The organism is Pseudarthrobacter sp. NPDC059871, from assembly GCF_042731175.1.
Classification (GTDB): domain Bacteria; phylum Actinomycetota; class Actinomycetes; order Actinomycetales; family Micrococcaceae; genus Arthrobacter.
This window is the reverse complement of record NZ_JBHWJV010000014.1, coordinates 109,385-133,714: the sequence shown is the minus strand read 5'-3', so window position 1 is coordinate 133,714 and position 24,330 is coordinate 109,385. Positions and strand designations below refer to the sequence as shown.

The 24,330-nt window shown below is 66.0% G+C and carries 27 protein-coding genes; 11 read left to right on the top strand and 16 right to left on the bottom strand.

Annotated elements, in window-relative coordinates; translation table 11 throughout:
* The first annotated feature begins 117 nt into the window (after positions 1-117).
* Positions 118-729 (top strand): NADPH-dependent FMN reductase, encoded by a 612-nt coding sequence (locus ACFV4R_RS18270; protein ID WP_377204088.1) that lies wholly within the window; start codon positions 118-120, stop codon positions 727-729.
* A gap of 131 nt (positions 730-860) precedes the next feature.
* On the opposite strand, the gene ACFV4R_RS18265 is transcribed toward ACFV4R_RS18270, so the two are convergent.
* The gene (locus tag ACFV4R_RS18265) at positions 861-1,337 is read right to left on the bottom strand and encodes a sensor histidine kinase (RefSeq protein ID WP_091723334.1); all 477 of its coding nucleotides are present in this window, start codon (positions 1,335-1,337) and stop codon (positions 861-863) included.
* Between the two features lie 215 nt (positions 1,338-1,552).
* On the opposite strand from ACFV4R_RS18265, the gene ACFV4R_RS18260 reads away from it, so the two are divergent.
* From ACFV4R_RS18260 to ACFV4R_RS18250, 3 genes are all read left to right on the top strand, one after another.
* Positions 1,553-2,308, top strand: a complete 756-nt coding sequence (locus tag ACFV4R_RS18260) for a ZIP family metal transporter (RefSeq protein ID WP_377204087.1) — start codon at positions 1,553-1,555, stop codon at positions 2,306-2,308.
* Positions 2,309-2,411: 103 nt separating this feature from the next.
* On the top strand, positions 2,412-3,143 hold the full coding sequence (locus tag ACFV4R_RS18255) for a FadR/GntR family transcriptional regulator (RefSeq protein WP_015938557.1): 732 nt from the start codon (positions 2,412-2,414) through the stop codon (positions 3,141-3,143).
* A 151-nt stretch (positions 3,144-3,294) separates the two neighbouring features.
* Positions 3,295-4,062, top strand: a complete 768-nt coding sequence (locus ACFV4R_RS18250; RefSeq protein ID WP_377204086.1) for a glucosamine-6-phosphate deaminase — start codon at positions 3,295-3,297, stop codon at positions 4,060-4,062.
* Position 4,063: 1 nt separating this feature from the next.
* Here the strand turns inward: ACFV4R_RS18250 and ACFV4R_RS18245 are convergent, their stop codons facing one another.
* Positions 4,064-4,666 carry a dihydrofolate reductase family protein gene (locus ACFV4R_RS18245; protein WP_377204085.1) on the bottom strand — a complete coding sequence of 201 codons (603 nt, stop codon included), beginning with the start codon at positions 4,664-4,666 and terminating at the stop codon, positions 4,064-4,066.
* A 75-nt stretch (positions 4,667-4,741) separates the two neighbouring features.
* Positions 4,742-6,139, bottom strand: a complete 1,398-nt coding sequence (locus ACFV4R_RS18240; RefSeq protein WP_377204094.1) for an MFS transporter — start codon at positions 6,137-6,139, stop codon at positions 4,742-4,744.
* A 196-nt stretch (positions 6,140-6,335) separates the two neighbouring features.
* Here ACFV4R_RS18240 and ACFV4R_RS18235 point away from each other — a divergent pair, with 196 nt between their 5' ends.
* Genes ACFV4R_RS18235 through ACFV4R_RS18225 form a run of 3 tightly spaced genes read left to right on the top strand, consistent with a single transcriptional unit; the run spans position 6,336 to position 8,343 of the window.
* Positions 6,336-7,244: a helix-turn-helix transcriptional regulator gene (locus ACFV4R_RS18235; RefSeq protein WP_377204084.1), complete on the top strand. Its 909-nt coding sequence runs from the start codon at positions 6,336-6,338 to the stop codon at positions 7,242-7,244.
* Positions 7,245-7,255: 11 nt separating this feature from the next.
* Positions 7,256-7,786, top strand: a complete 531-nt coding sequence (locus ACFV4R_RS18230) for a hypothetical protein (RefSeq protein ID WP_377204083.1) — start codon at positions 7,256-7,258, stop codon at positions 7,784-7,786.
* Between the two features lie 44 nt (positions 7,787-7,830).
* The gene (locus ACFV4R_RS18225; RefSeq protein ID WP_377204082.1) at positions 7,831-8,343 is read left to right on the top strand and encodes a hypothetical protein; all 513 of its coding nucleotides are present in this window, start codon (positions 7,831-7,833) and stop codon (positions 8,341-8,343) included.
* Between the two features lie 61 nt (positions 8,344-8,404).
* Here ACFV4R_RS18225 and ACFV4R_RS18220 read toward each other — a convergent pair whose 3' ends face one another.
* Together ACFV4R_RS18220 and ACFV4R_RS18215 are read right to left on the bottom strand one after the other, a co-directional pair.
* Positions 8,405-8,749, bottom strand: coding sequence for a hypothetical protein (locus ACFV4R_RS18220; RefSeq protein ID WP_377204081.1), 345 nt, complete (start codon positions 8,747-8,749; stop codon positions 8,405-8,407).
* A gap of 96 nt (positions 8,750-8,845) precedes the next feature.
* Positions 8,846-9,301 carry an AAA family ATPase gene (locus tag ACFV4R_RS18215; protein ID WP_377204080.1) on the bottom strand — a complete coding sequence of 152 codons (456 nt, stop codon included), beginning with the start codon at positions 9,299-9,301 and terminating at the stop codon, positions 8,846-8,848.
* A 670-nt stretch (positions 9,302-9,971) separates the two neighbouring features.
* Here ACFV4R_RS18215 and ACFV4R_RS18210 point away from each other — a divergent pair.
* Positions 9,972-10,406, top strand: a complete 435-nt coding sequence (locus ACFV4R_RS18210) for a VOC family protein (RefSeq protein ID WP_377204079.1) — start codon at positions 9,972-9,974, stop codon at positions 10,404-10,406.
* Here ACFV4R_RS18210 and ACFV4R_RS18205 read toward each other — a convergent pair.
* Entirely contained in the window at positions 10,369-10,608 is a 240-nt protein-coding gene (locus tag ACFV4R_RS18205; RefSeq protein WP_377204078.1) for a DUF1272 domain-containing protein, read from the bottom strand. The genes ACFV4R_RS18210 and ACFV4R_RS18205 overlap by 38 nt on opposite strands.
* 103 nt (positions 10,609-10,711) lie before the next feature.
* Between ACFV4R_RS18205 and ACFV4R_RS18200 the strand changes: the two genes are divergently transcribed.
* Entirely contained in the window at positions 10,712-10,924 is a 213-nt protein-coding gene (locus ACFV4R_RS18200; protein ID WP_377204077.1) for a hypothetical protein, read from the top strand.
* A gap of 6 nt (positions 10,925-10,930) precedes the next feature.
* Here ACFV4R_RS18200 and ACFV4R_RS18195 read toward each other — a convergent pair whose 3' ends face one another.
* Positions 10,931-11,353: a GNAT family N-acetyltransferase gene (locus tag ACFV4R_RS18195; RefSeq protein WP_377204076.1), complete on the bottom strand. Its 423-nt coding sequence runs from the start codon at positions 11,351-11,353 to the stop codon at positions 10,931-10,933.
* A gap of 260 nt (positions 11,354-11,613) precedes the next feature.
* Here ACFV4R_RS18195 and ACFV4R_RS18190 point away from each other — a divergent pair, with 260 nt between their 5' ends.
* The gene (locus tag ACFV4R_RS18190) at positions 11,614-11,871 is read left to right on the top strand and encodes a hypothetical protein (RefSeq protein ID WP_377204075.1); all 258 of its coding nucleotides are present in this window, start codon (positions 11,614-11,616) and stop codon (positions 11,869-11,871) included.
* A gap of 13 nt (positions 11,872-11,884) precedes the next feature.
* On the opposite strand, the gene ACFV4R_RS18185 is transcribed toward ACFV4R_RS18190, so the two are convergent.
* The 8 genes from ACFV4R_RS18185 to ACFV4R_RS18150 all read right to left on the bottom strand — a co-directional run bounded on the left by ACFV4R_RS18185 (position 11,885) and on the right by ACFV4R_RS18150 (position 21,456).
* Positions 11,885-13,084, bottom strand: a complete 1,200-nt coding sequence (locus ACFV4R_RS18185) for an N-acetylglucosamine-6-phosphate deacetylase (RefSeq protein WP_377204074.1) — start codon at positions 13,082-13,084, stop codon at positions 11,885-11,887.
* Positions 13,081-13,764, bottom strand: a complete 684-nt coding sequence (locus tag ACFV4R_RS18180) for an N-acetylmannosamine-6-phosphate 2-epimerase (protein WP_377204073.1) — start codon at positions 13,762-13,764, stop codon at positions 13,081-13,083. Before ACFV4R_RS18180 ends, ACFV4R_RS18185 begins: the two co-directional genes overlap by 4 nt.
* Positions 13,765-13,766: 2 nt before the next feature.
* Positions 13,767-14,759 carry an ROK family protein gene (locus ACFV4R_RS18175; RefSeq protein WP_377204072.1) on the bottom strand — a complete coding sequence of 331 codons (993 nt, stop codon included), beginning with the start codon at positions 14,757-14,759 and terminating at the stop codon, positions 13,767-13,769.
* Between the two features lie 151 nt (positions 14,760-14,910).
* On the bottom strand, positions 14,911-15,840 hold the full coding sequence (locus tag ACFV4R_RS18170) for a dihydrodipicolinate synthase family protein (RefSeq protein WP_377204071.1): 930 nt from the start codon (positions 15,838-15,840) through the stop codon (positions 14,911-14,913).
* A gap of 46 nt (positions 15,841-15,886) precedes the next feature.
* On the bottom strand, positions 15,887-16,693 hold the full coding sequence (locus tag ACFV4R_RS18165; protein WP_377204070.1) for an ATP-binding cassette domain-containing protein: 807 nt from the start codon (positions 16,691-16,693) through the stop codon (positions 15,887-15,889).
* Positions 16,690-18,822, bottom strand: coding sequence for a dipeptide/oligopeptide/nickel ABC transporter permease/ATP-binding protein (locus ACFV4R_RS18160; RefSeq protein ID WP_377204069.1), 2,133 nt, complete (start codon positions 18,820-18,822; stop codon positions 16,690-16,692). Before ACFV4R_RS18160 ends, ACFV4R_RS18165 begins: the two co-directional genes overlap by 4 nt.
* A gap of 3 nt (positions 18,823-18,825) precedes the next feature.
* Positions 18,826-19,782 carry an ABC transporter permease gene (locus tag ACFV4R_RS18155; protein ID WP_377204068.1) on the bottom strand — a complete coding sequence of 319 codons (957 nt, stop codon included), beginning with the start codon at positions 19,780-19,782 and terminating at the stop codon, positions 18,826-18,828.
* A 21-nt stretch (positions 19,783-19,803) separates the two neighbouring features.
* On the bottom strand, positions 19,804-21,456 hold the full coding sequence (locus ACFV4R_RS18150) for an ABC transporter substrate-binding protein (RefSeq protein ID WP_377204067.1): 1,653 nt from the start codon (positions 21,454-21,456) through the stop codon (positions 19,804-19,806).
* 142 nt (positions 21,457-21,598) lie between these two features.
* On the opposite strand from ACFV4R_RS18150, the gene ACFV4R_RS18145 reads away from it, so the two are divergent.
* Entirely contained in the window at positions 21,599-22,495 is an 897-nt protein-coding gene (locus tag ACFV4R_RS18145; protein WP_377204066.1) for a DUF4862 family protein, read from the top strand.
* Here the strand turns inward: ACFV4R_RS18145 and ACFV4R_RS18140 are convergent.
* Positions 22,479-24,209, bottom strand: coding sequence for an exo-alpha-sialidase (locus ACFV4R_RS18140; protein ID WP_377204065.1), 1,731 nt, complete (start codon positions 24,207-24,209; stop codon positions 22,479-22,481). The genes ACFV4R_RS18145 and ACFV4R_RS18140 overlap by 17 nt on opposite strands.
* Positions 24,210-24,330: the final 121 nt, after the last annotated feature.

The following is a 24,330-nucleotide window of genomic DNA, read 5'->3' as shown; positions in this document are numbered from 1 at the left end:
GGGTGCACTGAGCACCACCGCCGCCGCTGGTCCTGTCCAGGGGACGGCAGTTTTCCCCTGAAAGGCAATCCAGGACAGCACGTGGCCGGCCTGGGCCGGCCGCCGGAAGGAACACTCATGGCACCGTATAAGATCGGCTACTTCGTAGGGAGCCTGGCCACCGGCTCCATCAACAGGGTCCTCGCCAACGCACTGATCAAGCTGGCCCCGGATGATCTGCAGTTCTCTGAAATCCCCATCCGGGACCTCCCGCTCTACAGCTACGACTACGACGCCGACTTCCCCGCCGAGGGCCGCGCCCTGAAGGAAGCCATCGAATCGTCCGACGGCATCCTGTTTGTCTCGCCCGAATACAACAGGTCCATCCCGGGCGCCCTGAAGAATGCCATCGACTGGGGCTCGCGCCCCTGGGGAACCAACTCCTTTGCCCGCAAACCCACCGGCATCATCGGCGCCTCGCCGGGCAGCATCGGCACGGCGGTGATGCAGTCCTCCATGCGCAGCGTGCTCAGCTTCCTGGACGCGCCGCAGCTCAATGCGCCGGAGGCTTACATCCAGTACAAGCCGGATGCCTTTGACCACGACGGCGAGCTCAGGGATGAGGGCACGGCAAAGTTCCTGCGCCACTACATCGAGGAATACAGCGCCTTTGTTGCCCGGGTGCTGGCCGCCAACGCCCCCGGCCACATCGGCGACCTGGAGCCCGACGCGGACAAGCTGTCCCGCTAGCTCCCCGCAGTTTCAACGGCTGCTGCTGCAGGGTTTGATGGGACGCCCTTTTGGACATACGAATGCCCGCCGTCCCAGCGACGGCGGGCATTCGAGTCTTTTGCGGGCCCTTGTGCAGGGCCGGGGCTGAGTCAGTCCAGCGGCAGGGTGACCGTCACTGAGGTGCCGTGGCCGGGGCGGGAATCGATGTCCACAGAGCCGCCCGCTTCCTCAACCGCAACCGCCATGAGGCGGAGGCCGTAGCCGTGGTGCCGCCCGCGGTTGGCGCGGCTGCAATCAAAGCCCGTGCCGTCGTCGGCCACTTTCATGCGGATCCCGTGGTCCACCACGGCAAGCTGCACGCTGAGTTCGGACGCGTCCGAGTACTTGTAGGCGTTGCTGATCACCTCTCTTGCCGACTGGTACAGCAGGGACGCACAGTCCGCCGGGATCTCGATGCCCCAGTGCGGAGTATCCCAGCGGACCGCGGTCCCGCGTTGGCGGAGGGGCCCGGTCAACCGGTCAATGCAGCCGGCCAGCCCCAAAGTGTGGAAATCGAGCGGGTGCTGGTCGGTGAGGACCCCTCCCACCGCGATGACGTCCTTGTCATATGCTGTTTCGTTTCCCATGACTTCCTGCTCCCCAAGCTGGTTTGCCCTTCTGCGTCCAGCGTGGACCCGCAACTGCAGGGGTCAGTAAGGTTTGGGTCAAGATCCCATCAATTCTGCGTGCGGCGCGTGCCTTCGGCGCGCATGTTTGCATAGGAGCTGTTGCTTAGGAACCGTCCCCGGGGGTACGCCTTGTGGGACATGGCTTTCGCTGGGAGAGCCGGAAAGTGGGAAACATGCCCGTATGGCTGCAGGCCCTGATGTGGGGCACCATCGCCGGTGCCGCCCTGGTCCTGGGCGCAGCACTGTCCTGGCGGTGGTCGCTGCCGTCCAAGCTGGTGTCCTCGATCATGTCCTTCGGTGCGGGCGTGCTGATCTCCGCCCTGGCGTTCGAGCTGGTGGACGAGGCCGTAAAGGGCGGCGGGCTTTGGCCCACGGTGGCGGGCTTCCTGGCCGGCGCCGTGGTGTACGTGGGCGCCAACATGCTGCTGGCCCGGGCGGGTGCCAAGCACCGGAAGCGGTCCGGCGGCCAGCAGCCCTCCGAAAAGGACAATCCGGGCAGCGGGACGGCCATCGCCGTCGGGGCGCTGCTGGACGGTGTGCCCGAATCCGTGGTGCTGGGCGTGACCATGCTTGCCGGCGGGGCGGTCAGCCCGGCCATGATGGCTGCCGTCTTCATCTCCAACGTTCCCGAAGGGCTGTCCGGAACGGCCGGCATGAAGAAGGCCGGCAGGAGCGCCGGGTACGTCTTTGGGTTGTGGGGCGGGATTGCGATCCTCAGTGGCCTGGCCGCACTTATGGGATACACGCTGCTGGAAAACGCGCCGGAGGAACTGGTGGCATTCATAACGTCCGTGGCCGCCGGAGGGATCCTGGCCATGCTGGCCGACACCATGATCCCGGAGGCCTTCGAGGAGCACCACAACCTGACGGGGCTGACAGCCTCGGTGGGCTTCCTGACCGCCTTTACGATCCACCACGTGGGCGGATAGCGTTCCCGGAAGAAAAGGTGACGCCGCAAGACAAAGGACGTCCCATGTCCTGTACACTGATTCGAGATGAAGGCCGCCACGGAGTGTGGCCGAAGGAGATGACGTGACAGCAACACCCGCGGCGGTATCGTCAGCCAGGTTCAGCGCCCAAATCCGCTCCCAGGCACTGCAGACCCGCATCATGGAACTCATCCTCGAGCGCGGCCTGGACGTGGGCGATGCCCTGCCCACCGAAAGTGAACTGTCCGCCGAGCTGGGGGTTGGCCGCAATACCGTGCGGGAATCCCTGAAGGTCCTGCAGGCGCTCGGTGTCATCGAAATCCGGCACGGCTTCGGCATGTTCGTGGCACCCAACAACTTCAGCGCGCTGGTCTCCGGGCTGACGTTCCGCGGCAGGCTGTCGCTGCGCCACAAAGGCGAAGAAGCCATGGAGCTCATCGACGTGCGGCAGGCGCTTGAGTCCGGCCTGGTGGGGTCCGCCATCGACCTCCTGACTGATGAACACCTCGCCGACCTTCGGTCCACCATGCAGGCCATGGAAGACGCAGCCGCCAAGGGGGAGTCCCTGGTGGAGCACGATGCCGAGTTCCACCGCCGGCTCTACGCGCCCCTGAACAATGAGCTGCTGATCAACCTCATGGATGTGTTCTGGCAGGTCTACCGGCAGATCCACGAAGCCCTGGGCTCCGGGCCGGTCAACCTGGAAGAACAGGCCCGGATCCACTGGGAGATCTACGAAGCCGTGGAGGCCCGCGACAAGGCCCTGGCCTCCGAGCGGCTGCAGCGGCACTTCGATGGCATCCGCCTCAAGCTCAAGGACGTCGCCGCGGCCTAGCTGCGCCTTCCCGGTCCCGCCGGACTTTACGACTGCCCCCGCCGCAGCTTGCGGCGCCCCCTCCTGTGGCTGGGCCACTTCGTGTGGCTGCGCCATGCCCTGTTCCGATACCGATGTTCATTGCCAGATTCCCGTAGAGAGTGCCTTTGCCGTGGAAATTTTCGTAGTGCCAACCGCTCCCGCCACCGGCTCCGTCGCCGCCGGCATCCTTGCCGCCGTGGTCCGCAGCAAGCCCGACGCCGTCCTGGGGCTTGCCACCGGCGGCTCGCCGCTGCCCATCTACAAGGCGCTCGCGGAACATTCCGTGGAGATGGGCGCCGTCCGCGGGTTCGCCCTCGATGAGTATGTTGGCCTGCCCGCCGGGCACCCCGAAAGCTACGCCGAAGTCATCCGCCGTGAGGTGACCGTCCGGTTGGGCCTTGACCCGGCAAACGTTGCAGTGCCCGACGGCGGGGCCCCGGACCCGCGGCAGGCGGCGGCGGATTACGACGCGGCCATAGCCCGGGCCGGCGGCATAGACGTCCAGATCCTGGGCATCGGCCACAACGGACACATCGCCTTCAACGAGCCGGGTTCGGCCCTCGATTCGCGGACGCGGGTGGAGGTCCTCACGGAACGCACCCGGCAGGCCAATGCAAGGTACTTTGCGTCGCCGGACGATGTCCCCACACACTGCATCACCCAGGGGCTGGGCACCATTATGGAAGCCCGGCACCTGCTGCTGGTGGTCAGCGGGGCGGACAAGGCAGAGATCCTTGCGGCAGCACTGCAGGGGCCCGTGTCCGCAGACTGCCCGGCGTCAATCCTGCAGCGCCATGCGCACGTCACCGTCGTGGCGGACGAAGCCGCCGCGGCCAAGCTGGCCCCTGGAACCGGCGAGGTCACCGTGCGGGTGGCCGGTGCCGCCGTCGGCGTCTAACTCAGGACGCGTCAGCGTCACCGCGCGGGGTGCGTTCGTACTCCTCGATCACCACTCCTGACTCGAACGTCCGCGACTTGACGGGTTGGAAGCCGGACGGCTCAAAGGCGGTGTTCCCGAACAGCGGAATGCCTGCCCCGAGGACAACGGGGTTGCGTTTGAGGATGATCCTGTCGATCTCCGGGAGCAGGGCCCCGGCCAGCGCACCGCCGCCGCAAAGGTAGATGTCCAGCCCTTCCTCCTGTTTGAGGCTTCGGACGGTGGCCAGGGCGTCGTCGGTGAACGTGACTGCCGGGTTGGAGCTGGTCCTGGTGCGGGTGGCGACGTACTCGTGCAGGTGGGCGTAGGGGCTGTCGATGCCTACGGCAAGGCCCACGTTGTAGCTGTTCCAGCCCTGGATGACGGTGTCGAAACGGTTCTTGGGCGCCTCGATGCCCAGCCCTCCGAGGACATGGGTGGGCAGGGCATCGGCGTACTCCGTGAAGAGCACCTGCATGTGGTCGCCCTCAACAGGGAAGACGTCGAATGATCCGTCAGGTGCGGCGATGTAGCCGTCAACCGATGCCGCGACGTAGTAGACAAGTTCCCGCACAATTACCCCCATCACAATGAATGCCTTCTAGAGGACGATATCGGACGGGCCGGCGCCCACCCGGTTTACCTCCCCGGGGTTGCCGGTTCAGGGCGTTGGGTTGTTCGTCGCGGCCGGTACCTGCAGGCAGAGGGCTACGGCCAGTCCCGTTGCGAGGCACAGGGCAGCGTTGGCCCAGATGGCCGCGGTGACGCCGCTGAGGACTGCAGCGGCATCTGTTGAGTCAAGGGCGACGAGCTGCGCGGTGAAAATGGCGCTCATGACGGGGATTCCCATGGTGATGCCGATCTGCTGGCTCATGGTTGCCAAGCCGGTGGCGAGTCCGGACTCTTCCTTCGGGAGTCCGGTAGTGGCAGTGACCATGAAGCCGACGATGACCACCAGGTTCGCCACGCCGCCGATGAACGTTGCCACCAACAGCAGCACGATGGCGGCGGGGTGGCTGCTGAGCATCACGAGGGACACGGTGGCAATGGCCTGGACCACGAACCCGTAAACGATGGCACGCTTGGCGCCCCACCGGCCGATGACCTTTGGGCCCAGGACGCCGCCGAGGACAGTACCCAGGCCCAGGACGCCGAAGGCGAGCCCGGCCCCGAGCGGCGTATAGCCAAGGACCTGCTGCAGGTACAGGGTGAGCAGGAAGACCAGCGACGTTTCCGTGATGAAGGCCAGGGCCCCCGCGATGTTTCCCCATGCAACGGTGGAGCGCCTGAGGATGGCCAGCGGCACCAGGGGATGCGCTGACCGGCGTTCGACGGCGACGAACGCGGCCAGCAGGATGATGGCCGCGGCCAACGATCCCAGGGTTGTGGGGTCTGTCCAGGCTGACTCGGCGGCATGCGTCAGTCCGAAGACGAGGGCGAGCAGACCCAGGGTGACGGTGATGGCGCCGGGGACATCGAGCTGGACCTTTTGGGTGGGCCGGCTGTCGGCCAGCACCAGCGGCGCGAGTATCAGGACGGCGGCTGTAACGGGGACATTGATCAGGAACGCCCAGCGCCAGCTGAGAAGGTCGGTGAGCAGGCCGCCCAAGATAGCCCCGGTGGTGAAACCGGCGGCCATGAGGGCGCCGTTCAGGCCCAGTGCCCTGTCCCGGAGTTTGCCTTCCGGAAAGGACGAGAGCAGCAGTGACAGGGCTGCCGGTACAACGATGGCTGTGGCTACACCCTGGGCGACGCGGGCCGTGATCAGCAGGGCGGGTTCGCCGGCGATGCCACCCAGGAGGGATCCGGCGCCGAGCAGGACCATGCCGGTGATGAACATCCGGCGGCGGCCCACCACGTCCGCAACCCGGCCAAAGAGCAGGGTGAGGCCAGCCGCGCAGAGGGCGAAGGACGTGGCGATCCACTGCAGGTTTTCGAGGCTGAACCCGACGTCGGCGCCGATGGCGGGTAAGGCCACGTTCAGGATGGAGAAATCCACAGCCAGGGTGAAGCTGGCGGTGAGCAGGACGAGGAGGGCGAGCCGCTGCTTGGCGGTCATCCCCGGTGCGGGCGGCGCGAGGACTTCCGCTTGGGGGCGGTCCAGGTCATGTTGCGTGGTCATGGGGTTCCTTCGGAGGTGCGGTTTCAGTGATGCCCGTTCAGCTTGTGCGAGTCTGCCGAGAGCAGCCACACCACCTTGTGGGTAGCACTGGCAGGGACAGGACAATCACCGGCTGTCCCGGCAGACTGGGGGAATGAGTACTGGTAGTGAGCTGGGGGAATTCCTGCGCGTCAGGCGGGCGGCGCTGCAGCCCGCGGACGTGGGACTGAGGAATTACGGAGTCCGCAGGGTTCCTGGGTTGCGCCGTGAAGAGTTGGCGATGCTCGCCGGCGTCAGCAACACCTACTACACGCGCCTGGAGCAGGGCCTGAGCAACAACGCCTCAGAGGCGGTGATCGATGCGCTGGCCAGGGCCCTGGACCTGAACCGGGACGAACGGCTCCATCTGTTCAACCTCGCCCGGCCGGCGAACAAAGCCAAGCGGCGCACCCCGTCACGCCCTGATCATGCGCGGTCCGGCACGGTCCGGCTGATCACCTCCATGACCGGCACGCCCGCCGTCGTGTTGGGCCGCAGGAGTGAGGTGCTCGCGTGGAACAGCCTGGGCCACAAGCTCGTTGCCGGTCATATGGGCTTCGACAGTCCCGGCGACCCGGCGGTGCGGCCCAACATGACCAGGCTCCTGTTCCTGGACGGGCACACCCGCGCACTGTATGCGAACTGGCCCGAAGAAGCCGCCCGCGCGGTGTCCTCCCTGCGGCTGCTTGCCGGAGCCGCATCAAACGACCAGGAGCTGACGGCGCTGGTGGGCGAACTGACGCTGAAGAGCCCGGAATTCGCGAAGCTCTGGGCCACTCACCCGGTACAGAACTGCATGTCGGGGATAAAGGTCATGCACCATCCCGAGGTGGGGACTTTGGAACTGAACTTCGAGGTGTTGGCCCAGCCCGACGACTCCGGACACCGGATCCTGATGTACGCAGCTGACGAGGGCAGCCCGGCCGCGTCCGGGCTCCGGCTGCTGGCGACATCCGCGGAGGTGCCGCCCGTGAATGAGCGCGGCGTAACACCGTGTAGCGTGCAGGGAGATCAACCAGCCTGAGGGGGCAGCGCTTGAACATTATTGACTACCTGATCTTCGCCGCATTTTTGGCAGCCGCCATGGTGCTGGCGTTTGCCGTCCGCCGGTTCAGGAACGCCCGGTGGCTCGGGCTTGGGCTCGCCGTAGTAGCCGTCGGCCTGGCTGTTTTCCAGTACGGGCCGTGGGAAACCCGGCCCACCCTGAAAGTCCTGGAGAAGGCGGCCACGGCCGAAGATGTGGTTACCGCAAATTACTCCCTGTACGGCGGGATCGATACGGAGTCGGCCCGGTACCTGGGGACGAGGTCAGGATCCAAAGTCTTTGTTGCCACCAGGAATGCGAATGGCGAGGAAATCATCTGCCTGCTGATTGAAGCGGGGGATGCGCCGGGGCTTCCTATTGCCGGGTGCGCCGGCATGGTCTCCGCCCACGACCCCATTGTTACGATGAGCGACCAGGCAGGACGCGAGCTGACCCTCGTCCCCGACCAGTACGACACCAATGAGCTGCAGGCAGCCGGGTGGACGAAGATCAGCGACAACCTCTTCAGGGGACGGCAATGACCGGGCAGCAAACGACAGTTCCGTTGACGCCGTTCTGGAGACTCATGATCACATTCGCCGCCATTGCCGGCGTCGGTACATGCGCGGTTCTGGGGCTCCTCTATGTGCGGTTTGTCATGGGTGTCCCCGGAACCGTCCACGTCCTGGAGCGGCAGCTGACCAAACAGGATGCCGTCCCCGCCATCCAGGACGAAGCAGGGGAGGCGAAGATCCGCGAGTCGCGTTTCCTGGCCGCGTACGAGTCGATGAACTATTACGCCGCGCCGGGCCCGCTGCCCGAAGTTGTGTGCCTGGTGGCGAAATACCCATATGACGACGTATACAACTACTGGGAAGGGTGCAACAGCCTCGGTGACGGCCGGGACATCCTGTTGGAAGTGCAGGATCCGGACGACAGGACCGTAGTTTTTGTCCCCGACCAGTTCGATCACCTTCCGCTTGAACGCGACGGATGGGTGACACTGCACCGGAACCTGCTGATCCAGCCTCTAGCCGAAGTACAGCAGCCCACTCAACCGCCCCTTCGCACTGCAGGGCATCGCGCGACGGTCCAATGACTGCGGGGTCTCTCGTGGCCGTCTGGTCATCACGCGGGCTGAACAGCCTGCGGCAGTGCAGTCATCCCATGCGGCGCCGCTGCCACTGCCACGCATGCCAGAAGAGCAGGCAAAGGACCAATACCGTTCCAACCAGGAGCCCTTGCGGCGCGAAGGTCATCATGACGAATGAAAGGGTGGGAGGCCCTCCCATGGGCCCGGTGGTGAACATCATGGTCGCCAGGGCCCAGATTCCGCCGGTAAGCAATGCCGTGGCCAACAGCCACAGCATTGCAATGAACGGGTTCACGGACCAACGTGGATAGTGCCGGAGCGGCATCGGTTCTGCCGTGGACGCGAGGCCCTGGGTATTGCCGTCCTGGTCAACTTCCCGAAATCCGACATCACTGGCCGATGGCTGCTGCATAGTTCCCCCCGGTGGTGCTTCACCCTGTTCTTCGCTTGAACGTCCACCCTAGTGCTTATCCCTCGACTCACTGAAGCTGCTTGAGCGTCCCGCTGGTCAGGCTCGGTCCGCGTCAGGCATAAGGCGTTCGACGTCGTCAGCCAGGTCCGCGACTGGCCTCCGGGCATCGAGCTCGAGGGTCGCGTGGTCCCGAAGCAGCGGCTCGACGTCGAGTACGTATTGCCGGATCGCGGACTGGTCAGCGTCGGAGTGGCCGTAGGAATTGTTCGTTCGGGCTGAGACCCGCTGGATTAGAACCTCCACCGGTGCACTGAGCAGAACGACGGCGGAGAAGCGGCCATAGAAGCGACCTTGATTCTCAACCGTTCCCGAGACGATGAGGGATGAACTGGACGCGAGGAGCGCCGAGACCCGTGGTTCGTCCCATGTTCCGTCAGGAAGCACCCAACCGTCGTAGTCGGTGTCGACCGTTCGGTAGCCCCGCCGGGACAACTCATGCAGCACAGTTGTCTTTCCCGCCCCTGACATGCCGGTGATCAGAATTCGAGACATGAAAGACAGCGTAACCGGGTGCGGATGAGTGGGGTGCGACAGGGTGGCGTTCGGTAAACCGATCCCTCAACGGAATTATGAATCGCCCCGCATAACGTTAATCAACGGCAGTGGTGGAGAATCGGTTCATGGTTAATGCAGTGGAAAATGAGGGTCTGGTAATTCGAGCGGGGGGTCAGGCGCGAGCTAAAGTCATGCAATTGCTGTGCAGTCAGGGTGTTTTACTCAATGATCATGCCGAGACGCTGCTTTCTCACCCCGCATTCGAGGCCCCAGAGAGCCAAAGACTACGAATCGTGGAGCGAACGGTAAAGGAACTTGGCTTTGAAAAAGGTGCGGTCCGGTCTCTAGTCTTTGCTGCTGCAAAGGAGCAGGGCCTCCGACCCTGTCCCTTGGTGGCGGGACCTTACCTGCGCCTGGCCATGATGGATCAGCCAAACGCCTTGGATTCCGTCCTGTCCGCCGGCCGCGCTCCGACTGGAGCTATCCACGTCGCTTCAGAACCACTGAGCGCGGACATGGAGTACCCTAAGGGGTTCTACCTCCGTGTACTGGACGGGCAGGTTTGGCTGAGGGGGTACCGGTGTGACGACGCGTATGTTTGGGCGCCAGAACAGCGGTTCGCGTTCCTGCTTCCCAGCGGTCGTAAGGGTATGAAAGCCTCACCTTCGTGAACAGCGATGTCAAGGGGACCCTGCACCATATCGAACTGTGGGTTCCCGACCTCGGTCGCGCCAAGGAGGAATGGGGCTGGGTGTTGTCGGCTTTGGAATACTCGATCTTTCAGAGCTGGGCCACAGGTATCAGTTGGCAGTTCGGTGGAACCTACATCGTTGCTGAGCAATCGCCGGCCATGAGCGGCACCGAACACGATCGCATGCTGCCGGGGCTCAACCACCTGGCGTTCCATGCCGGCAGCAAAGAAGACCTGGATACGCTCGTAGGGGAGAGCAGCCAGCACGGGTGGGTGCAGTTGTTTAAGGACAAGTACCCTCATGCTGGCGGCCCCGACCACTACGCCGCATACCTCACAAATTCCGATGGGTTTGAGCTGGAGCTTGTCGCTGTCAACTTCCGAGGCAACCGGGAGATACAACCCTCTTAGTGCTGGCTGGATTATTGATCAGAGCAGCAACGGGGCGGATGGGGCGTCGCTGAAGGTCTCCTCCGCAGTTTGGGCAGGAACGGTTCGGGAACCGTTCAACGCAATCCGGACACCACGTGCACTCAAATGTGCAAATGTACGCCTCGGCGGAGGGAGCAATGTCGACGTCGCAACATTCGCAATTCGGTCGGATCTCAAGCACTCAGCAACTCTACCTTTCCCAATTCGCACCTTGACCTTTTGCGGCCCAAGTCTTCCCGGACGGTCTGGAGGGTTTGGAGTCAATGTGGTCAGGGCATTGCGGCATGTCTACCCCACTCTTGAAGCCAACAAACAGCATGATGGAACTGATCATGAAATGGTATCGATATGTCCACCCGCTAATATTTGTCGCATCCTTCATGCCGCTGGTTTTGTCGCTGGTCCCATTCTGGCAAGGCGTGGTGATTCCACTTGTTGCCCTTCTGCCGTATGCCGCCAACGAAATCATGCTGGCCCGACGGGAGAAGAAGGAGTAACGGCAATCAGTCGAATCTGATGAAAGCTCTCACGGATCCGCCTGGAAATTCGTCGGCCTGGGTGTAGCCGAGCGCCTCGTAGAACGCCTTCTGGGTCGGCTCGTCGTCGGTGATGAGGACTTTCTGACGAACATGCGGGTACTGCTCGAGTGCCCGTTCAGCGAGGGCTCGTCCAATACCCCTTCTGTGATGCGACGGCAGGACAAGAATGTCCTGAAGATAGCAAATTGACGCACCATCGGAAATCACCCGCGCTAACCCAACCAGCACCTGGCCATCGTGAGCGGTGACAATAGTGGACGACCCCTCCAGCGCTCGCACAAGCTTGTCAGGGTCCTTCGTGTACGCGAACCATTCCACCGCACTGTATAGCCCAAGGATTTCGCTGAGTGGCAGATCTTCTGCCCTTACAATGCTGACGGCGATCATCCTCCATCCAAACACGCAGCACAGTCATTGGGTCCCAGCCGACGGCCGCCCCGGAAAAACAGGCGCGGAATGCGTAGTCTCTGAATATGGGGGCTTTGCTTCGATCTGTCGTTTTCGTCGGGGCCGCGCTGTTGGCAGGATGTCCAGCCGCGCCGGCTTCAATTGCTGAATCCGATTTCCGGGGCGGACTCCCCGCGGAAGCAGTCACTGCCGAACCCGGTTCCTGGGCTCAGGACCCGTCATTTCCCAAGCCTGTTCCTGTGGCGGGTTGGCTGGAATCCGGAGCGAAGTTCGCTGTGGTCATCAGTGGCAGTTCAAGCTGCCCTGCCTTCCCTGCCTCACTCGAGGTCATCGATTCCCGGCACGTGAAGCTGGGCCTTGAAACGAAAAGTGCGCAGGCCTGCACGGCCGACATGGCCCCACGCACCTACATCATCAAAACGCCCGGCGACGTAGACATCTCCCAGGAGGTCACGCTCGAATTCGGGGGAACCACAGCTGTTCTGCCGCCCCTGTAAGTAAAGCCGGGGCCTATGCCAGAACCTCTCCGCCGCGAACCACCAGGACGCGCCGGAAGTCCGGATCAACCACCACGACGTCGGCGCGCAGCCCGGCGCGCAGGCTGCCCACCTCAGCAGCGAGGCCAAGAATGCCGGCCGGAACCGCGGTGGCAGACAGGACCGCCTCGGCAGGGTCAACGCCTGCGGCGACAGTCCGGCGCACCACGTCCAGCAGCGTGGCAGTGCCGCCGGCCAGGGCGCCGTTGCTGCGCAGGCGCGCCTCCCCATCCCGGACAAATACTCCCGCGGGGCCAAGGTCATACTCACCGTCGGGCAGCCCCGTGGCCGCCATCGAATCGGTCACCAAGGCAACATTCGCGGCCCCCACCAGCCCAAATACCATCCGCACCGTCTCCGGATCCAGGTGCACCCCGTCGGCCACCAGTTCCACCGCCACCCGCCCGGCGGCGGCCAGCTGCAGGCATGCGGCCACTGGCCCGGGGCTGCGGTGGTGCAGCGGCGGCATGCCGTTGAAGAGGTGCGTCACTGTGGGACGGGCACTGTTAGAACCAAAAGCGGCCAGCAGGTCCGCCGCATTGGTGAGCGAATCCGCCGTCGTGCGCGTATCCGCGTCCGTGTGGCCCAAGGAAGGGGCCACCCCGCGCATGGCTAGCTCCCGCACCAGCTCCGCTGCCCCCGGCAGTTCCGGGGCGTAAGTCATGGTCCGGAGGTGGCCGCCGGCCGCCTCCACCAGTTCCGCCAGGAAATGAAGGTCAGGATCCCGGAGGAACCGCGGATCCTGGGCGCCGCACCGGGCCTGGGACAGGAACGGCCCCTCGGCGTGGATGCCCGCAAGGAGGCCATCGTCAGCGAGGCCCCGAAGCGTCCCGGCGCTCCGCAGCAGCTCTTCCCGCGGCGCGGTTACCAGGCTGGCCAGCAGTGTGGTGGTCCCGCTGCGGTGGAGGAAATCCACCGCAGTCCGGGCTGCCCTAGGGTCACCGCCCGGGAAGTCGCCGCCGGCGGCGCCGTGGCAGTGCAGGTCGATGAGGCCGGGGAGAAGAATACTCCCCGGCGGAAGCTCCACCTGAGCCAATGCGGGGAGGGACGCAACTTCCAGGCCCGCCCGCGGCCCGGCGTACGCAATCCGTCCGTCCACCATGGCGACGGCGGCGTCCGCCACCGTGGTGCCGTCCGTCAGGAGGGTGCCCGTCAGCAGGTAGGGAGTGGTCACTTCAGGGCGTCCGAGAACCAGCCGGTGATGGTTGCCGGGTGCGTGATGGCCGTGCCCACCACCACGGCGAAGGCCCCGGCGTCGAGCGCCTGGCGGGCCTGGGCAGGCGTGTGGATCCGGCCCTCAGCAATGAGCGGGACGCCAAAACCGGCAGCCGACATCTCCGTCAGCAGCTCCACGTCAGGCCCCGATGTTTTGGGCCGCTCGCCGCTGTAACCGGACAGGGTGGTGCCGATCAGGTCCGCGCCGGCCTCGACGGCGGCAACGGCGTCCGCGAATGACCCGCAGTCGGCCATCACCAGAGCATGTGATTCTGCATGGATTCCCGCAACCGTCTGGGCCAGGGAAAGCCCGTCCGGACGTCCGCGGCGGGTGCCGTCAATGGCCACCACATGGGACCCCGCGTTCGCCACGGCCAGCGCGTGCCGGAGCGTGGGGGTGATGAAGACGCCGCTGTGCCCGTCCTTCCACAGCCCGATCACCGGGACCTCCACGGCCGCTCGGGTGTGCTGGATGTCCGCCAGGCCCTGGACGCGCACGGCGGCTGCCCCGCCAATCACGGCAGATGCCGCCACCTGGGCGGTGGTCCGGGGATCGCGCATCGGCTCGCCCGGGTACGCCTGGCAGGACACGATCAGGCGCCCACGCAGGGCTTCAAGGGCATCGGGGGGCAGAAGCACGGTCAGATCCTTCGGGACGTCTGGGCGGTAGTGAATTCGGCAGGGCCGGAAATGGCAGGTTCAAGAACAAGGCGGGCGGCACCAACAATGGCTGCCGTATTGCCCAGCGCAGCGGGACGCACCGGAATGTCGGCCAGGGCGGGCAACAGTTCTGCGCGCAAGGCGGCCTCCGTTGGCTGCCACCAGCGCTCGCCCGCGTCGGCCAGCCCGCCGGATACCAGCACCACTTCGGGGTCAAGTATGTTCGCCAGCCCGCCCACAGCCTGCCCGGCGGCGGCCGCGGCCGTCCCGATTGCGCCGGCGGCAACAGAATCACCTGCCGCGGCCAGGCCGAAGACGGCGCGGGTGTCCACGGCGGGGGATGAGCCGCCCAGTCGGCGGTAGGACTCGAGGATGGCGGGGCCGGATGCGATGGCCTCGACGTGGCCGGCACCACCGCAGACGCAGGCGAGCGGGGCGCCGTCGAAGTACGCGTACGGGGAGGCAAAGTGGCCCACGTGCCCGCCGGCGTAGCGGTGCCCCAGGACGGGCCTGTGGCCCAGGACGAAGCTTCCGCCAACGCCGGTGCCGAACGCCACCAGCAGCGAGCTGGAGGTACCGGCCGCGGCACCCGTCCACGCTTCGCCGAGGGCGTGCGCGTGCACATCGTTCACGGCCAGGACGGACGACGCCGGCAGGCCCAGCCGGGCAGCCAGGCCTGCGGTGAGTGCCGTCCCGGCCCAGCCGGGGATAGCGTCCGTCGCCGAGACCACCACGCCGCGCGTTGCATCGATGACCCCGGCGGATCCAACGCCGACCCGCCCAACGGCGATCCCGGCGTCGGCCGCTTTGTCCCGAAGCCCGGCAACAAGGCCGGCCGTGGCGTCGAGGATCGCGGCGGAACCGTCACGGCTCAGGGTGGGGATGGTCTCCGAAAACAAGACCTCCCCGCCGCCGGAAACAACCCCGGCAGCAGTCTTGGTACCCCCAAGGTCAACACCGATCGCGTACTGCATTTCTGTCTCTCTGGTTCGTCGTGGTCGGCTCGGCACCTGAGTGCGTCGCTGGCAGTGCTGGACATGGTTCTTTTGTGTAGGTTGCGTCAGAGCGCGAGGAACGAGCGCAGCAACCGGCAAAAGGAGCATGCCCAGCGCCCCTGACGCCTGGTTAGACGAGGCCGTTGCGTTCCAGGATGCCGCGGATGGCCTTGGTTTCGTCTTCGTTCAGCGCCGGCATGGGTGCACTCATGGTGTTGGATTCGATGACGCCCATGACCTGCAGGGCGGTCTTGAACGCGCCCAGCCCTGCTGCACCGCCGGAAACCCGGCCGTTGGGGGTGTAGACGATTTCGAAGAGGTCTGCCAGGCGGTCCTGCTCGGCCGCAGCCTTGGCCCAGTCGCCGGCGGCTGCGGCATCCACGAGGTTCCGGTAGCCGCGCGGGTCCACGTTGCCCAGGCCCGGGACCACGCCCTGGGCGCCGCCCAGGAGCGCGCCGTCCACCACTACTTCGTGGCCGGTGAAGATATCAAAGTTGTCGATGTCCCGGGCCGCGAGCAGGAGCTGTCGGAAGGAGACATCGTCCCCGGAGGAATCCTTGACGCCGGCGATCACACCTTCGCGGCCAAGCCGGACCAGCAGGTCCGTGGGGAGCTTGAAGTGGGTGCGGACGGGCACGTCGTAGGCGAAGATCGGCTTGCTGACCGCGGCATGGATGCTGCGGAAGTGGGTTTCGGTCTCCTCGGCGTTGCCGATGGCGTAGTACATGGAGGTGACTACGATGGCGTCGGCACCGAGGTCGATCACGCGCTTGGCCTCCTCGATCACCCGGTTGGTGGTCTGCTCGTTGGCGCCGACGATGAGCGGAACGGCCTTGGCGCCGGCTGCGGCGTTGGCTTCGGCGATGGTGCTGACCACCAGGTCGCGCTCGGCGTTGGTCATGTAGGGCACCTCGGCGGAGGAACCGAGGACGAACAGCCCGGACACGCCGCCGTCGAGCAGGTGCCTGGTGAGGTTGTGCAGGGACGCGGCGTCGATGCTGCCGTCTGCGTGGCGGGGGGTGACGACGGGCGGGATGACGCCGGAGAACTGGGAAGACACGGGAAAACTCCGATAACTGGGTTGGTAGAAGAGGGGGATGGGTGGTCTAGGTGTGCAGCAGGCTGGGGGCCGCGCCGAGGAGCTTCTTGGTGTAGTCGTTGCTGGGGTTGTCGAACACCTGCGCGGCCGGGCCTTCCTCCACGATCTCGCCGAAGTACATGACGCAGATGCGGTCGGAGACGTAGCGGACGGTCTGGATGTCGTGGGAGATGAACACCATCCCCAGGTTCAGCCGCGCCTTGAGGTCGGAGAGCAGGTTCAGGACCTGCGCGCGGACGGAGACGTCCAGGGCCGACGTCGGCTCGTCCGCCACGATGATGTCCGGATCCAGTGCCAGGGCCCGGGCGATGGCCACGCGCTGACGCTGGCCGCCGGACACCTGCGACGGCGTCACTTCCGCCGCTGAGGCGGGCAGGCCTACCAGCGCGAGCAGTTCCCGGACCTTGGCAGCCCGGCTGGCGGCGTTGCCGATGCCGTGCACCTGCAGCGGATCGGTGAGGATGTCCTGGATGGTCATGCGAGGGTTCAGCGCGGTGGCGGGGTCCTGGAACACCACGGACACGGAGCGGCCGAACTCCTTCCGCATGGCGGCGTTGCGCTTGATGGCGGGCTTGCCGTGGAACAGGACCTCCCCGGATGTGGGCGCCTGCAGGCCCACCAGCACGGACGCCAGGGTGGATTTGCCGCAGCCGGATTCGCCCACGATGCCCACGGTTTCGCCGCGGCTGATGGTGAAGTCCACGCCGTTGACTGCCTTGACCACGTTGGGGCGCAAGAGGCCCCCGGTGCGGGCACGGTGGTGGACCTTGACGTCCTTGAGCTCAATGACGGGCTGTCCGGTGGATGCGCTCACTTGGCGTCCTCCTTGCGGTGGCTGGCCCAGAAGTGGTCCGAATCCCCGCCGTTGGCCGAAGCCACGGCGGTGAGGACCAGCTGCTGGTTGGGGTCGGCGTCGCTGCGCAGGGAGCGCGGGGCGAACCGGTCCCCGGGGGCGAAATCGTTGGGGGAAGGGACCGTGCCGGGGATCTGGTGCAGGCGGGCGGCGTCGGCCTCGATGGAGAGCACGGCGCCCAGCAGCCCGCGGGTGTATTCGTGCTTCGGGTTCCGCAGCAGCTCGGAGGCCTGGGCGGATTCCACCACCTGGCCGGCGTACATGACGGTGATGCGGTGCGCCAGGGAGGCCACCAGGGCGAGGTCGTGGCTGACGAACACCATGGCGAATCCCAGCTGCTCGCGCAGTTCGTTGAGCAGGTCTACCACCTGCTTCTGGACGGTGACGTCCAGGGCAGTGGTGGGCTCATCCGCCACCACGATCTTGGGTGAGCGGGACAGGGCCATGGCGATCAGGACGCGCTGCCGCTGCCCGCCGGACAGTTCGTGGGGGTAGCTGGCCAGGGTGCGGACGGGATCGAGTTTCACCATTTCCAGCAGCTCGGCCGGGGTCTTCCGGCCGCCGCGGCGGGTCAGCTGCAGCATCTGGTCCTTGATCTTCATGGACGGGTTCAGCGAGCTGAGCGCGTCCTGGTAGACCATGGCGATCTGCTCGCCGCGCAGGCCCTGGTAGGCCTTGGCGTTGCTGTGGCTGGCGTCCGGGTCTAGCAGCTCCTTGCCGTCGAAACGGATGGAACCGGTGATCCGGGCGGTCCTGGGCAGCAAGCCCATGACGGCCAGCGAGGTGATGGACTTTCCGCAACCGGATTCGCCCACCAGGCCCATGGTTTCGCCTTCGCGGACGGTGAAGGAGACGTTGTCCACGATGGCGGTCTCGCCAAACCGGCCGGGGAAGCGGATGGAGAGGTTGTTGACCTCGAGGACGGTCCGGGCGTCCGCGGGGACCTGGGGGAGGCGGTCCGTGCGGGTGGCCTCGACGGCGGCGAGCAGTTCCAGCTCACGGTCCAGCAGGGCGTGCGGGTTGGCGGCAGCGGTCCTGACGTCGGTGAGTACCGCTGAGGTGTCCTGCCGGCCTTCGGTGGGGGTGGTTCCGGAGGCCGGCAGGACGGCGTCGAGCTCGTGCTGTTCCACAATCGACGGCTGGGCAACCGAGGTGGCCACCTCGGTGTCCACCGTGGCCGCTGCTGCGCCGGCAACGGAAGCGGCAGCACCGTCGTCGTCCTTCACCACCGGGGCGCGCCGCAGCCGGGGGTTGACCATGGCGTCGGTGAGGCCCTCGGCGAGGATGTTCAGGGCCAAGACGGTGAGCAGGATGATGAGGCCGGCGAAGGTGGTGGCCCACCAGCCGCCGGACAGGACCAGGTTGCGGCCGTAGGAGATCACGTTGCCCCAGGACGGGGCGGGATCCTGGACGCCGGCGCCCAGGAAGGACAGCGAGGCCTCGAGGATGATGGCGTCGGCCACCATCACCGTGGCGAACACCAGCACGGGGGCTGCGGTGTTGCGGACAATGTGCTTGGCCAGGATGTAGAACCTGCCGGCACCGATGACGCGCTCGGCACGGACGTAGTCTTCGCCGTACTGCGAGAGCACGTTGGCGCGGACCACGCGGGCCAATTGCGGGGTGTAGATGATGGCGATGGCAATGATGATGGTGGGTACCGAGTTGCCGAACGCCGCCAGCAGCACCGCGGCCAGGGCAATGCCCGGGAACGCCATCAGGATGTCCATGATGCGCATGATGAGTTCGTTGACGGCTTTGCTGGACGTGGCGGCCAGCGAGCCGAGGAACGCTCCGGCCAGGACGGCCAGGGCCACGGCGCCGAGCCCGATCATCAGCGAGGACTGCGAGCCGTAGAGCAGCCGGGAGAAGATGTCGCGGCCCAGCCGGTCGGTGCCGAAGAAATGCTCGGCACCCGGGGGAGTGGCCGGCATGAAGGATTCCAGCGGATCGTGCGGTGCCAGGACCGGGGCGAAGACGGCGGCGAAGGCGATCACCACCAGGAAGGCGAGGGCCAGCCGGGAGCCCCAGGGGAGGGCCTTAAGGCGGATCCCGGGGGCGCTCAGACGTTCAGCGAGTTTGCTGCGCATGGGTCACACGGTCCTGATTCGGGGGTTGATGAGCAGGTAGAGCAGGTCCACGGCGATGTTCACCAGGACGAAGGTGACGGAAATGGTGAGCACCACGCCCTGCACCAGGTTCACGTCCAGGTTGGTGATGCCGTTGAGGATCAGTTGGCCCATGCCGGGCAGGGCAAAGATCATTTCAATCACGACGGCGCCGCCCAGCAGGTAGCCGATCCGCAGTCCCAGCACGGTCACCGGAGTGACGAGTGCGTTGCGGAGCACGTTCTTGGAGACCACCTCGCGGTACGGCACGCCGTTGCCGATGGCCGTGCGGACATAGTCCCGGTCCAGCTCCTCCACCATGGAGGTGCGGACCACCCGGATGAGCGAGGCCGACACCGGGATGCCGAGGGCCAGGGCGGGCAGCGCCATCGAGTTGAGCCAGCCGCCGAAGCCGGACTCCGGGGTGGCAATGCCGCCGGATGGGAACATCGCTGCCGGGCCCAGGGCGAACCACTGGATCAGGAGGATGCCCAGCCAGAACGACGGCGTTGCCACCGCGGCGATGGAGAACACGCGGACCAGCTGGTCCTGCCATTTGTCCCGGTACAGGGCGCCGATGATGCCAAATACCAGGGAGACCACCACGGCGATGATGACGCCCAGGAAGGTCAGCTGCAGCGTCAGGGGGAACGCCGAGCCGATCATGCTCGCTACGGACTTCGCCGGCGGCGTGGTGACGCCGAGGTCCAGCTGCAGGAGCTTGCCCAGGAACCGCACATACTGCAGCGGCAGCGGATCGTTCAGGCCGTTTGCCTGGCGGTACTGTTCCTTGGCTTCCTCGCTGGCGCCCTCGCCCAGGGCGCTGCTTGCCTGGTCTCCGGGGGCTGCCTGCAGGACCAGGAACACCAGCAGGGTGATGCCCAGGACCATCAGCGGCAGGGCTGCGAGCCGTCGGCCCAGCAGTCGCAATATGGTGCTCAATGTAGTCTCCGGTGGGTAGGGCTAGGCGGTGCGGCCCACACCAACGAAGGACACTCCGGTGGTGGGAAGGGGCTTGAAGCCGCTGAGTTTCTTGGAATCCCAGGCGCTGGGAAGCTGGCGGTGGAACAGCGGGTACAGCGGGAGTTCCTCGGACACCAGGTCCACGATCTCGCCGGTGAGCTTCTTGGCGTCGTCCGTGGTTGCGCGGCCGGCCTTGGACATGAGGTCCACCAGCTGTGCCCGCTCCGGGGCGTCGCCCCAGAAGGCGCGGTTCTTCATCCAGGTGTCACCGGCGTAGAACCAGCTCAGCAGCAGGTCCGCGTCGTTGCCGAACACCGAGGGGTCACCCGGTGCGGCAACAACCTTGTAATCGCCCTTGGCCACGCGGTCCGTGTACAGGGCGCCGGACTGCAGGTTCTTGAGGGTGACCTTGACGCCGGGGATCTTGTTCCAGGATTCGAGCATCAGGGGTGCCACGTCCTTCACCCAGGCGGTGTCAGTGGTGAGCAGCTCGAACTCGAGGCTGGTGACGCCGGCTTCCTTGAGGAGGTCCTCGGCCTTCTTGGCGTCGTAGCCGTAGACGTTCTTGGCCTTGACGTAGTCCGGGTGGCCCTCCTGGAAGTAGGAGCTGGCCGGCTTGGCGTTGCCGAACAGGGCCTTCTTGATGATGGAGTCCTTGTCCAGGCCGTAGTGGAGGGCCTGGCGGACTTTCTTGTTGTTGAAGGGTGCGGCGTTGCAGTTGAACATCATGAACAGCAGGCCGAAGGACTGCACGGACTCAACGGTGGCTGCCGACTTCAGGCCCTCCATGTCCAGGTAGGGGACGTCCTCGATGGCCTGGACGCGGCCGGACTGCATGGCGGTGACGCGGGCGGCGGCATCGGAGAGCAGCAGCCAGGTCATGCCCTTGGCCAGCGCCGGCATGGGGCCGTTGTAGGCCTGGTTGGCTTCGAAGACGATCTTGTCGTCCTTGACGGCGGAGATGAGCTTGTACGGGCCGGTGCCTACGGGCTTCGCGTCGAAGGACTTCAGCTGCTCGGAACCGAACGGGAAGTTCGTCAGCGCCTTGGGCACCACCTTCACCACGGAGATGCGCGGGCCGAAGCCGGGGAACGCGTACTTGAGCGTGAACTCCACGGTCTTGGCGTCCAGGGCCTTGACCTCCTGGATGAACGGGATGAACTGCGAGAACAGGGACTTGTTGGCCGGGTCCATCACGCGGGTAAATGAGAACACCACATCTTCGGCGGTGACCGGCGTACCGTCGTGGAAGACGGCACCATCCCGGATGGCCACCTGGTACTGGGTGTCGCTGACCTTCTTGGGGTCCGCGGCGGCCAGGGCGTTGTACGGCTCACGGGTAGCGGGGTGCAGTTCGATAAGGCCTTCGAAGACGTGCAGGTTGGCGGCCATCGGGGTGGCGCCGGAGGAGGAGATGGGATCGAACCCGGTGGACAGCGCGTAGGAGATGCCGGCCTCGATGGTGAGGTCCTTGTTGACGGGCGAGGTGTTTTCGGTGGCGCCCGTTGTGGTGGCGGCGGGACCGCCGCAGGCTGCGAGGGAGCCGGCGAAGGCTGCGGCCAGGCCCATGGCCCCGCCCAGCTTCAGGAAGTTCCGGCGGCTGGCGTCATTGACCAGCGGCAGGTTCTTGATGTTGTTCATGTGCCTCACCATTCAAAAGATGTTTATCGGATGTAGGATGTCCTAGCTCGTAGAAAGACTGTAAGGGCGATCACAGCCAGCCGTCAAGTGCGGCGGCTCACGCAAACCGGACCGCCCTGCAAGCACACCGCCCTTCCAAGCAATGGAGTTTGAAATGTCCCTTATCGTCGGTGCCTATCCGGCCCAGCCCGCCGGGTCGCAGCAGGAGTTCTACCGTGGGCTCGCAACCGTCCAGGCCGTGCGGGGGCTGGAGCTTCCGTATGGCCCGCACGGGGGCAACCCCTGGCCCGCCGGGGCACCCGGGGGATGGTCCGCCGTCGTGACCTCAATACCGGGCACCATGCAGCGGATGAACGCATCGGCTGCGTTCGGGCTGGCCTCCCCGGACGCCGGCGGCAGGCGCGAAGCACTCGAATTCGTGGCCGGGCTCCACGCCTACGTGCTCAGCCTCCGGGGCGAAGGAAGGAACGTGGAAGCCGTCGAGCTGCATTCAGCGCCGTATCCGGGCGCCGACGCCGCCATGTTCGGGGCATCGCTGAGCGAGATTCTCGAGTGGGACTGGGGCGGCACGCGGGTGCTGGTGGAACACTGCGACGCTCCCCGGCCCGGCGGCAGGCCGGAGAAGGGCTTCCTGCAGTTTGCCGACGAGGTGGACGTGGTCCGCTCCCTCCGTGAGCAGGCTGACGGCCGGGTGGGCCTTGTCATCAACTGGGCGCGGTCCGTCATCGAAACCCGCAACCCGGACACTGCCGCCGAACATATTGCGCTGGCCCGGGAGGCGGGCGTCCTGGCGGGCGTCATGTTTTCCGGTTGCGCACCGGACGCCACGGAGTTCGGTTACCCGTGGATCGACGCGCACCTTCCGGCCGCCGAGGTGGAAGGGTCGCCGCCGGGCTCACTGCTCAACCGCGCCGAAATCCAGCGGTGCCTCGCGGCCGCCGGTATGGCGCCGTTCATTGGCTTCAAGGTTGGCCTGCCGCGGGAGGGCCTGACGGTGCAGGACCGTGTTGACCGCCTGCGGCAGATGTGCGCCCTTATCGAGGGGAGCTGACCGGAGGGGCGTCTTCCACGCTGACATCCCCGGTGGCCATGGTGAACCGGAAGAGCCTGGAGAGCCGCCATGCCGTGTCCCCGCTGGTTCCTTCCACGGTAAAGGTGATGTCCACGGTTTCCTGCTCCACGTCCTCTGAGGTCAGGGTGTACGACGGCGTGAAGTACAGTGCCGCTTCCCCCGGCAGGAGGTCCCGGGCCGGGAAAGCCGCGGCCCCCGGCCCGGTGAGCCTGACCCCTGTGGCTGTAGTGCCGCCGTCGTTCCGTACCCTGCCCGTGAACGCGAGGATGTCGCCTGCCTTGTAGCCGGGGATGATGGGGCCGTAATTGAGGTCCTGCGCCTCGCGGGTGCCCAGCACCTGGCCCTGCCCGGCGGAGTAGCCCTGCCCGATTTCCTTCGACGCCGCACCCCAGTCGCCGCCGTCGTCCGCCATGACGTGGAACTCGCCGGCGTTATGCCACTCCTCCGGAAGGCCCGGCGTGATGGACCGGAGCTCCATGTGGAACGTGAGTCCGGCGGCCGGTTCAGGTGTGGACGGCTGCGGGTGCGGCGGCGTTGCCAGCTGGTCCGTCAGCTGACGCGAGGGAATGGAGGCGAAGACGATTTCGCGGTAGCCCTGGCGTTCGTACAGGACTCCGATGTTGCCGTCCGGCAGCCGGGTGGCCGTGGAGTACGCCGAGCTTCCCGGGCAGAGCACCAGCCCGGCAGGCCAGGTGCTGCCGTTGTCCGGCGAGAGGCCCAGGACGGTGTTGCGGCGCAGTGCGGTGTCCCGGTTGTTGGTGGCCAGCAGCCACCGGTCCGTCGCCGTATCGGCATGACCGGAGATGGACGGGAGCCCGTCGAAGCGGGCCAGCGAGCCGTTGTCGCTGGGATCCGGGAGGTCCCCGACGGGTGCCAGCGGGCTCCAGCTGTGGCCGCCGTCCGTGGAGGTGGCGGCCAGGCGGCGGGGCGTTGCCCGGCTGTGGAGCATCAGCCGCCCGTCGTCCAGGGCCGCCACTTTGTTCTCGTTGGGTGCCGCGCCATGGGTTCCGGCGCTGATGAATTCCCCCAGAGTCCAGCGCTCGCCTTGGTCGTCGCTGTAGGCGGAGGCGGCCATGATCTCCCCTCCGCACAGGAGGACGAACTGCTGCACCAGGCGGCCCTTGAAGGGTCCGGTGTGGATCTGGATACCCTGCCCGGCGGCGGCAAAGATGCCCGTGATTTCCCGGCCGGCGGGGGAGCTGCCCTTCAGCTCCGCGGTGAGGCGACGGTGCTGCCAGGTGGCGCCGTCGTCGTCGGACCAGCTGAGGTCGGTGTGCTGGATGGTGGGGTCGTCCGGCGCCATCCCGGTGGCTGACTCGAAGAAGCCCGCGCGGGTTCCGGCCGCGTGGAAGAGGAAGATGCGTCCGGTTTCGGCGTCCACCAGCAGGCTCGGATCACCGAAGCCCTCCAGGCCAGTGCCGCTCCGCACCACTTCCTGGCCGCTCCAGGTCTGCCCGTTGTCTGTGCTGCGCCGGACCAGGAGATCGATGGGGCTGGGCAGGTCATCGAGGTTCGGCCTGCCGTCGTAGGCGGCGAGGACAGTGCCCCGTGTGGTGACGGCGAGCGCCGGGATCCGGTACTGGCGGTAGCCCCCGCGGCCCCGGACGGCGAGGACGTGCTCGGCTGCGGGTACAGCTACCGGTAAAGCAGCAGGCATGGCCGAGGGTTTGGAGGTGAGGAGATAGGACGTCACATGTTGAGTCTAGCTTTCCGGTCCCTCCATGCCTAAGGTGGTAGGACGTCGTATGTAGCAGGAATCACATTTGGGTTCAGCATGACGGCGTTACACACCTCCATTCGAGCCGCAGCGCGGC

Bases quoted from the DNA above. Each gene is read 5' to 3' on its own strand.
- ACFV4R_RS18270 (WP_377204088.1), top strand. From the start codon at position 118: ATGGCACCGTATAAGATCGGCTACTTCGTAGGGAGCCTGGCCACCGGC.
- ACFV4R_RS18265 (WP_091723334.1), bottom strand. From the start codon at position 1,337: ATGGGAAACGAAACAGCATATGACAAGGACGTCATCGCGGTGGGAGGG.
- ACFV4R_RS18260 (WP_377204087.1), top strand. From the start codon at position 1,553: ATGCCCGTATGGCTGCAGGCCCTGATGTGGGGCACCATCGCCGGTGCC.
- ACFV4R_RS18245 (WP_377204085.1), bottom strand. From the start codon at position 4,666: ATGGGGGTAATTGTGCGGGAACTTGTCTACTACGTCGCGGCATCGGTT.
- ACFV4R_RS18240 (WP_377204094.1), bottom strand. From the start codon at position 6,139: ATGACCGCCAAGCAGCGGCTCGCCCTCCTCGTCCTGCTCACCGCCAGC.
- ACFV4R_RS18235 (WP_377204084.1), top strand. From the start codon at position 6,336: ATGAGTACTGGTAGTGAGCTGGGGGAATTCCTGCGCGTCAGGCGGGCG.
- ACFV4R_RS18225 (WP_377204082.1), top strand. From the start codon at position 7,831: ATGATCACATTCGCCGCCATTGCCGGCGTCGGTACATGCGCGGTTCTG.
- ACFV4R_RS18220 (WP_377204081.1), bottom strand. From the start codon at position 8,749: ATGCAGCAGCCATCGGCCAGTGATGTCGGATTTCGGGAAGTTGACCAG.
- ACFV4R_RS18215 (WP_377204080.1), bottom strand. From the start codon at position 9,301: ATGTCTCGAATTCTGATCACCGGCATGTCAGGGGCGGGAAAGACAACT.
- ACFV4R_RS18200 (WP_377204077.1), top strand. From the start codon at position 10,712: ATGTCTACCCCACTCTTGAAGCCAACAAACAGCATGATGGAACTGATC.
- ACFV4R_RS18195 (WP_377204076.1), bottom strand. From the start codon at position 11,353: ATGATCGCCGTCAGCATTGTAAGGGCAGAAGATCTGCCACTCAGCGAA.
- ACFV4R_RS18175 (WP_377204072.1), bottom strand. From the start codon at position 14,759: ATGCAGTACGCGATCGGTGTTGACCTTGGGGGTACCAAGACTGCTGCC.
- ACFV4R_RS18160 (WP_377204069.1), bottom strand. From the start codon at position 18,822: ATGCGCAGCAAACTCGCTGAACGTCTGAGCGCCCCCGGGATCCGCCTT.
- ACFV4R_RS18150 (WP_377204067.1), bottom strand. From the start codon at position 21,456: ATGGTGAGGCACATGAACAACATCAAGAACCTGCCGCTGGTCAATGAC.
- ACFV4R_RS18145 (WP_377204066.1), top strand. From the start codon at position 21,599: ATGTCCCTTATCGTCGGTGCCTATCCGGCCCAGCCCGCCGGGTCGCAG.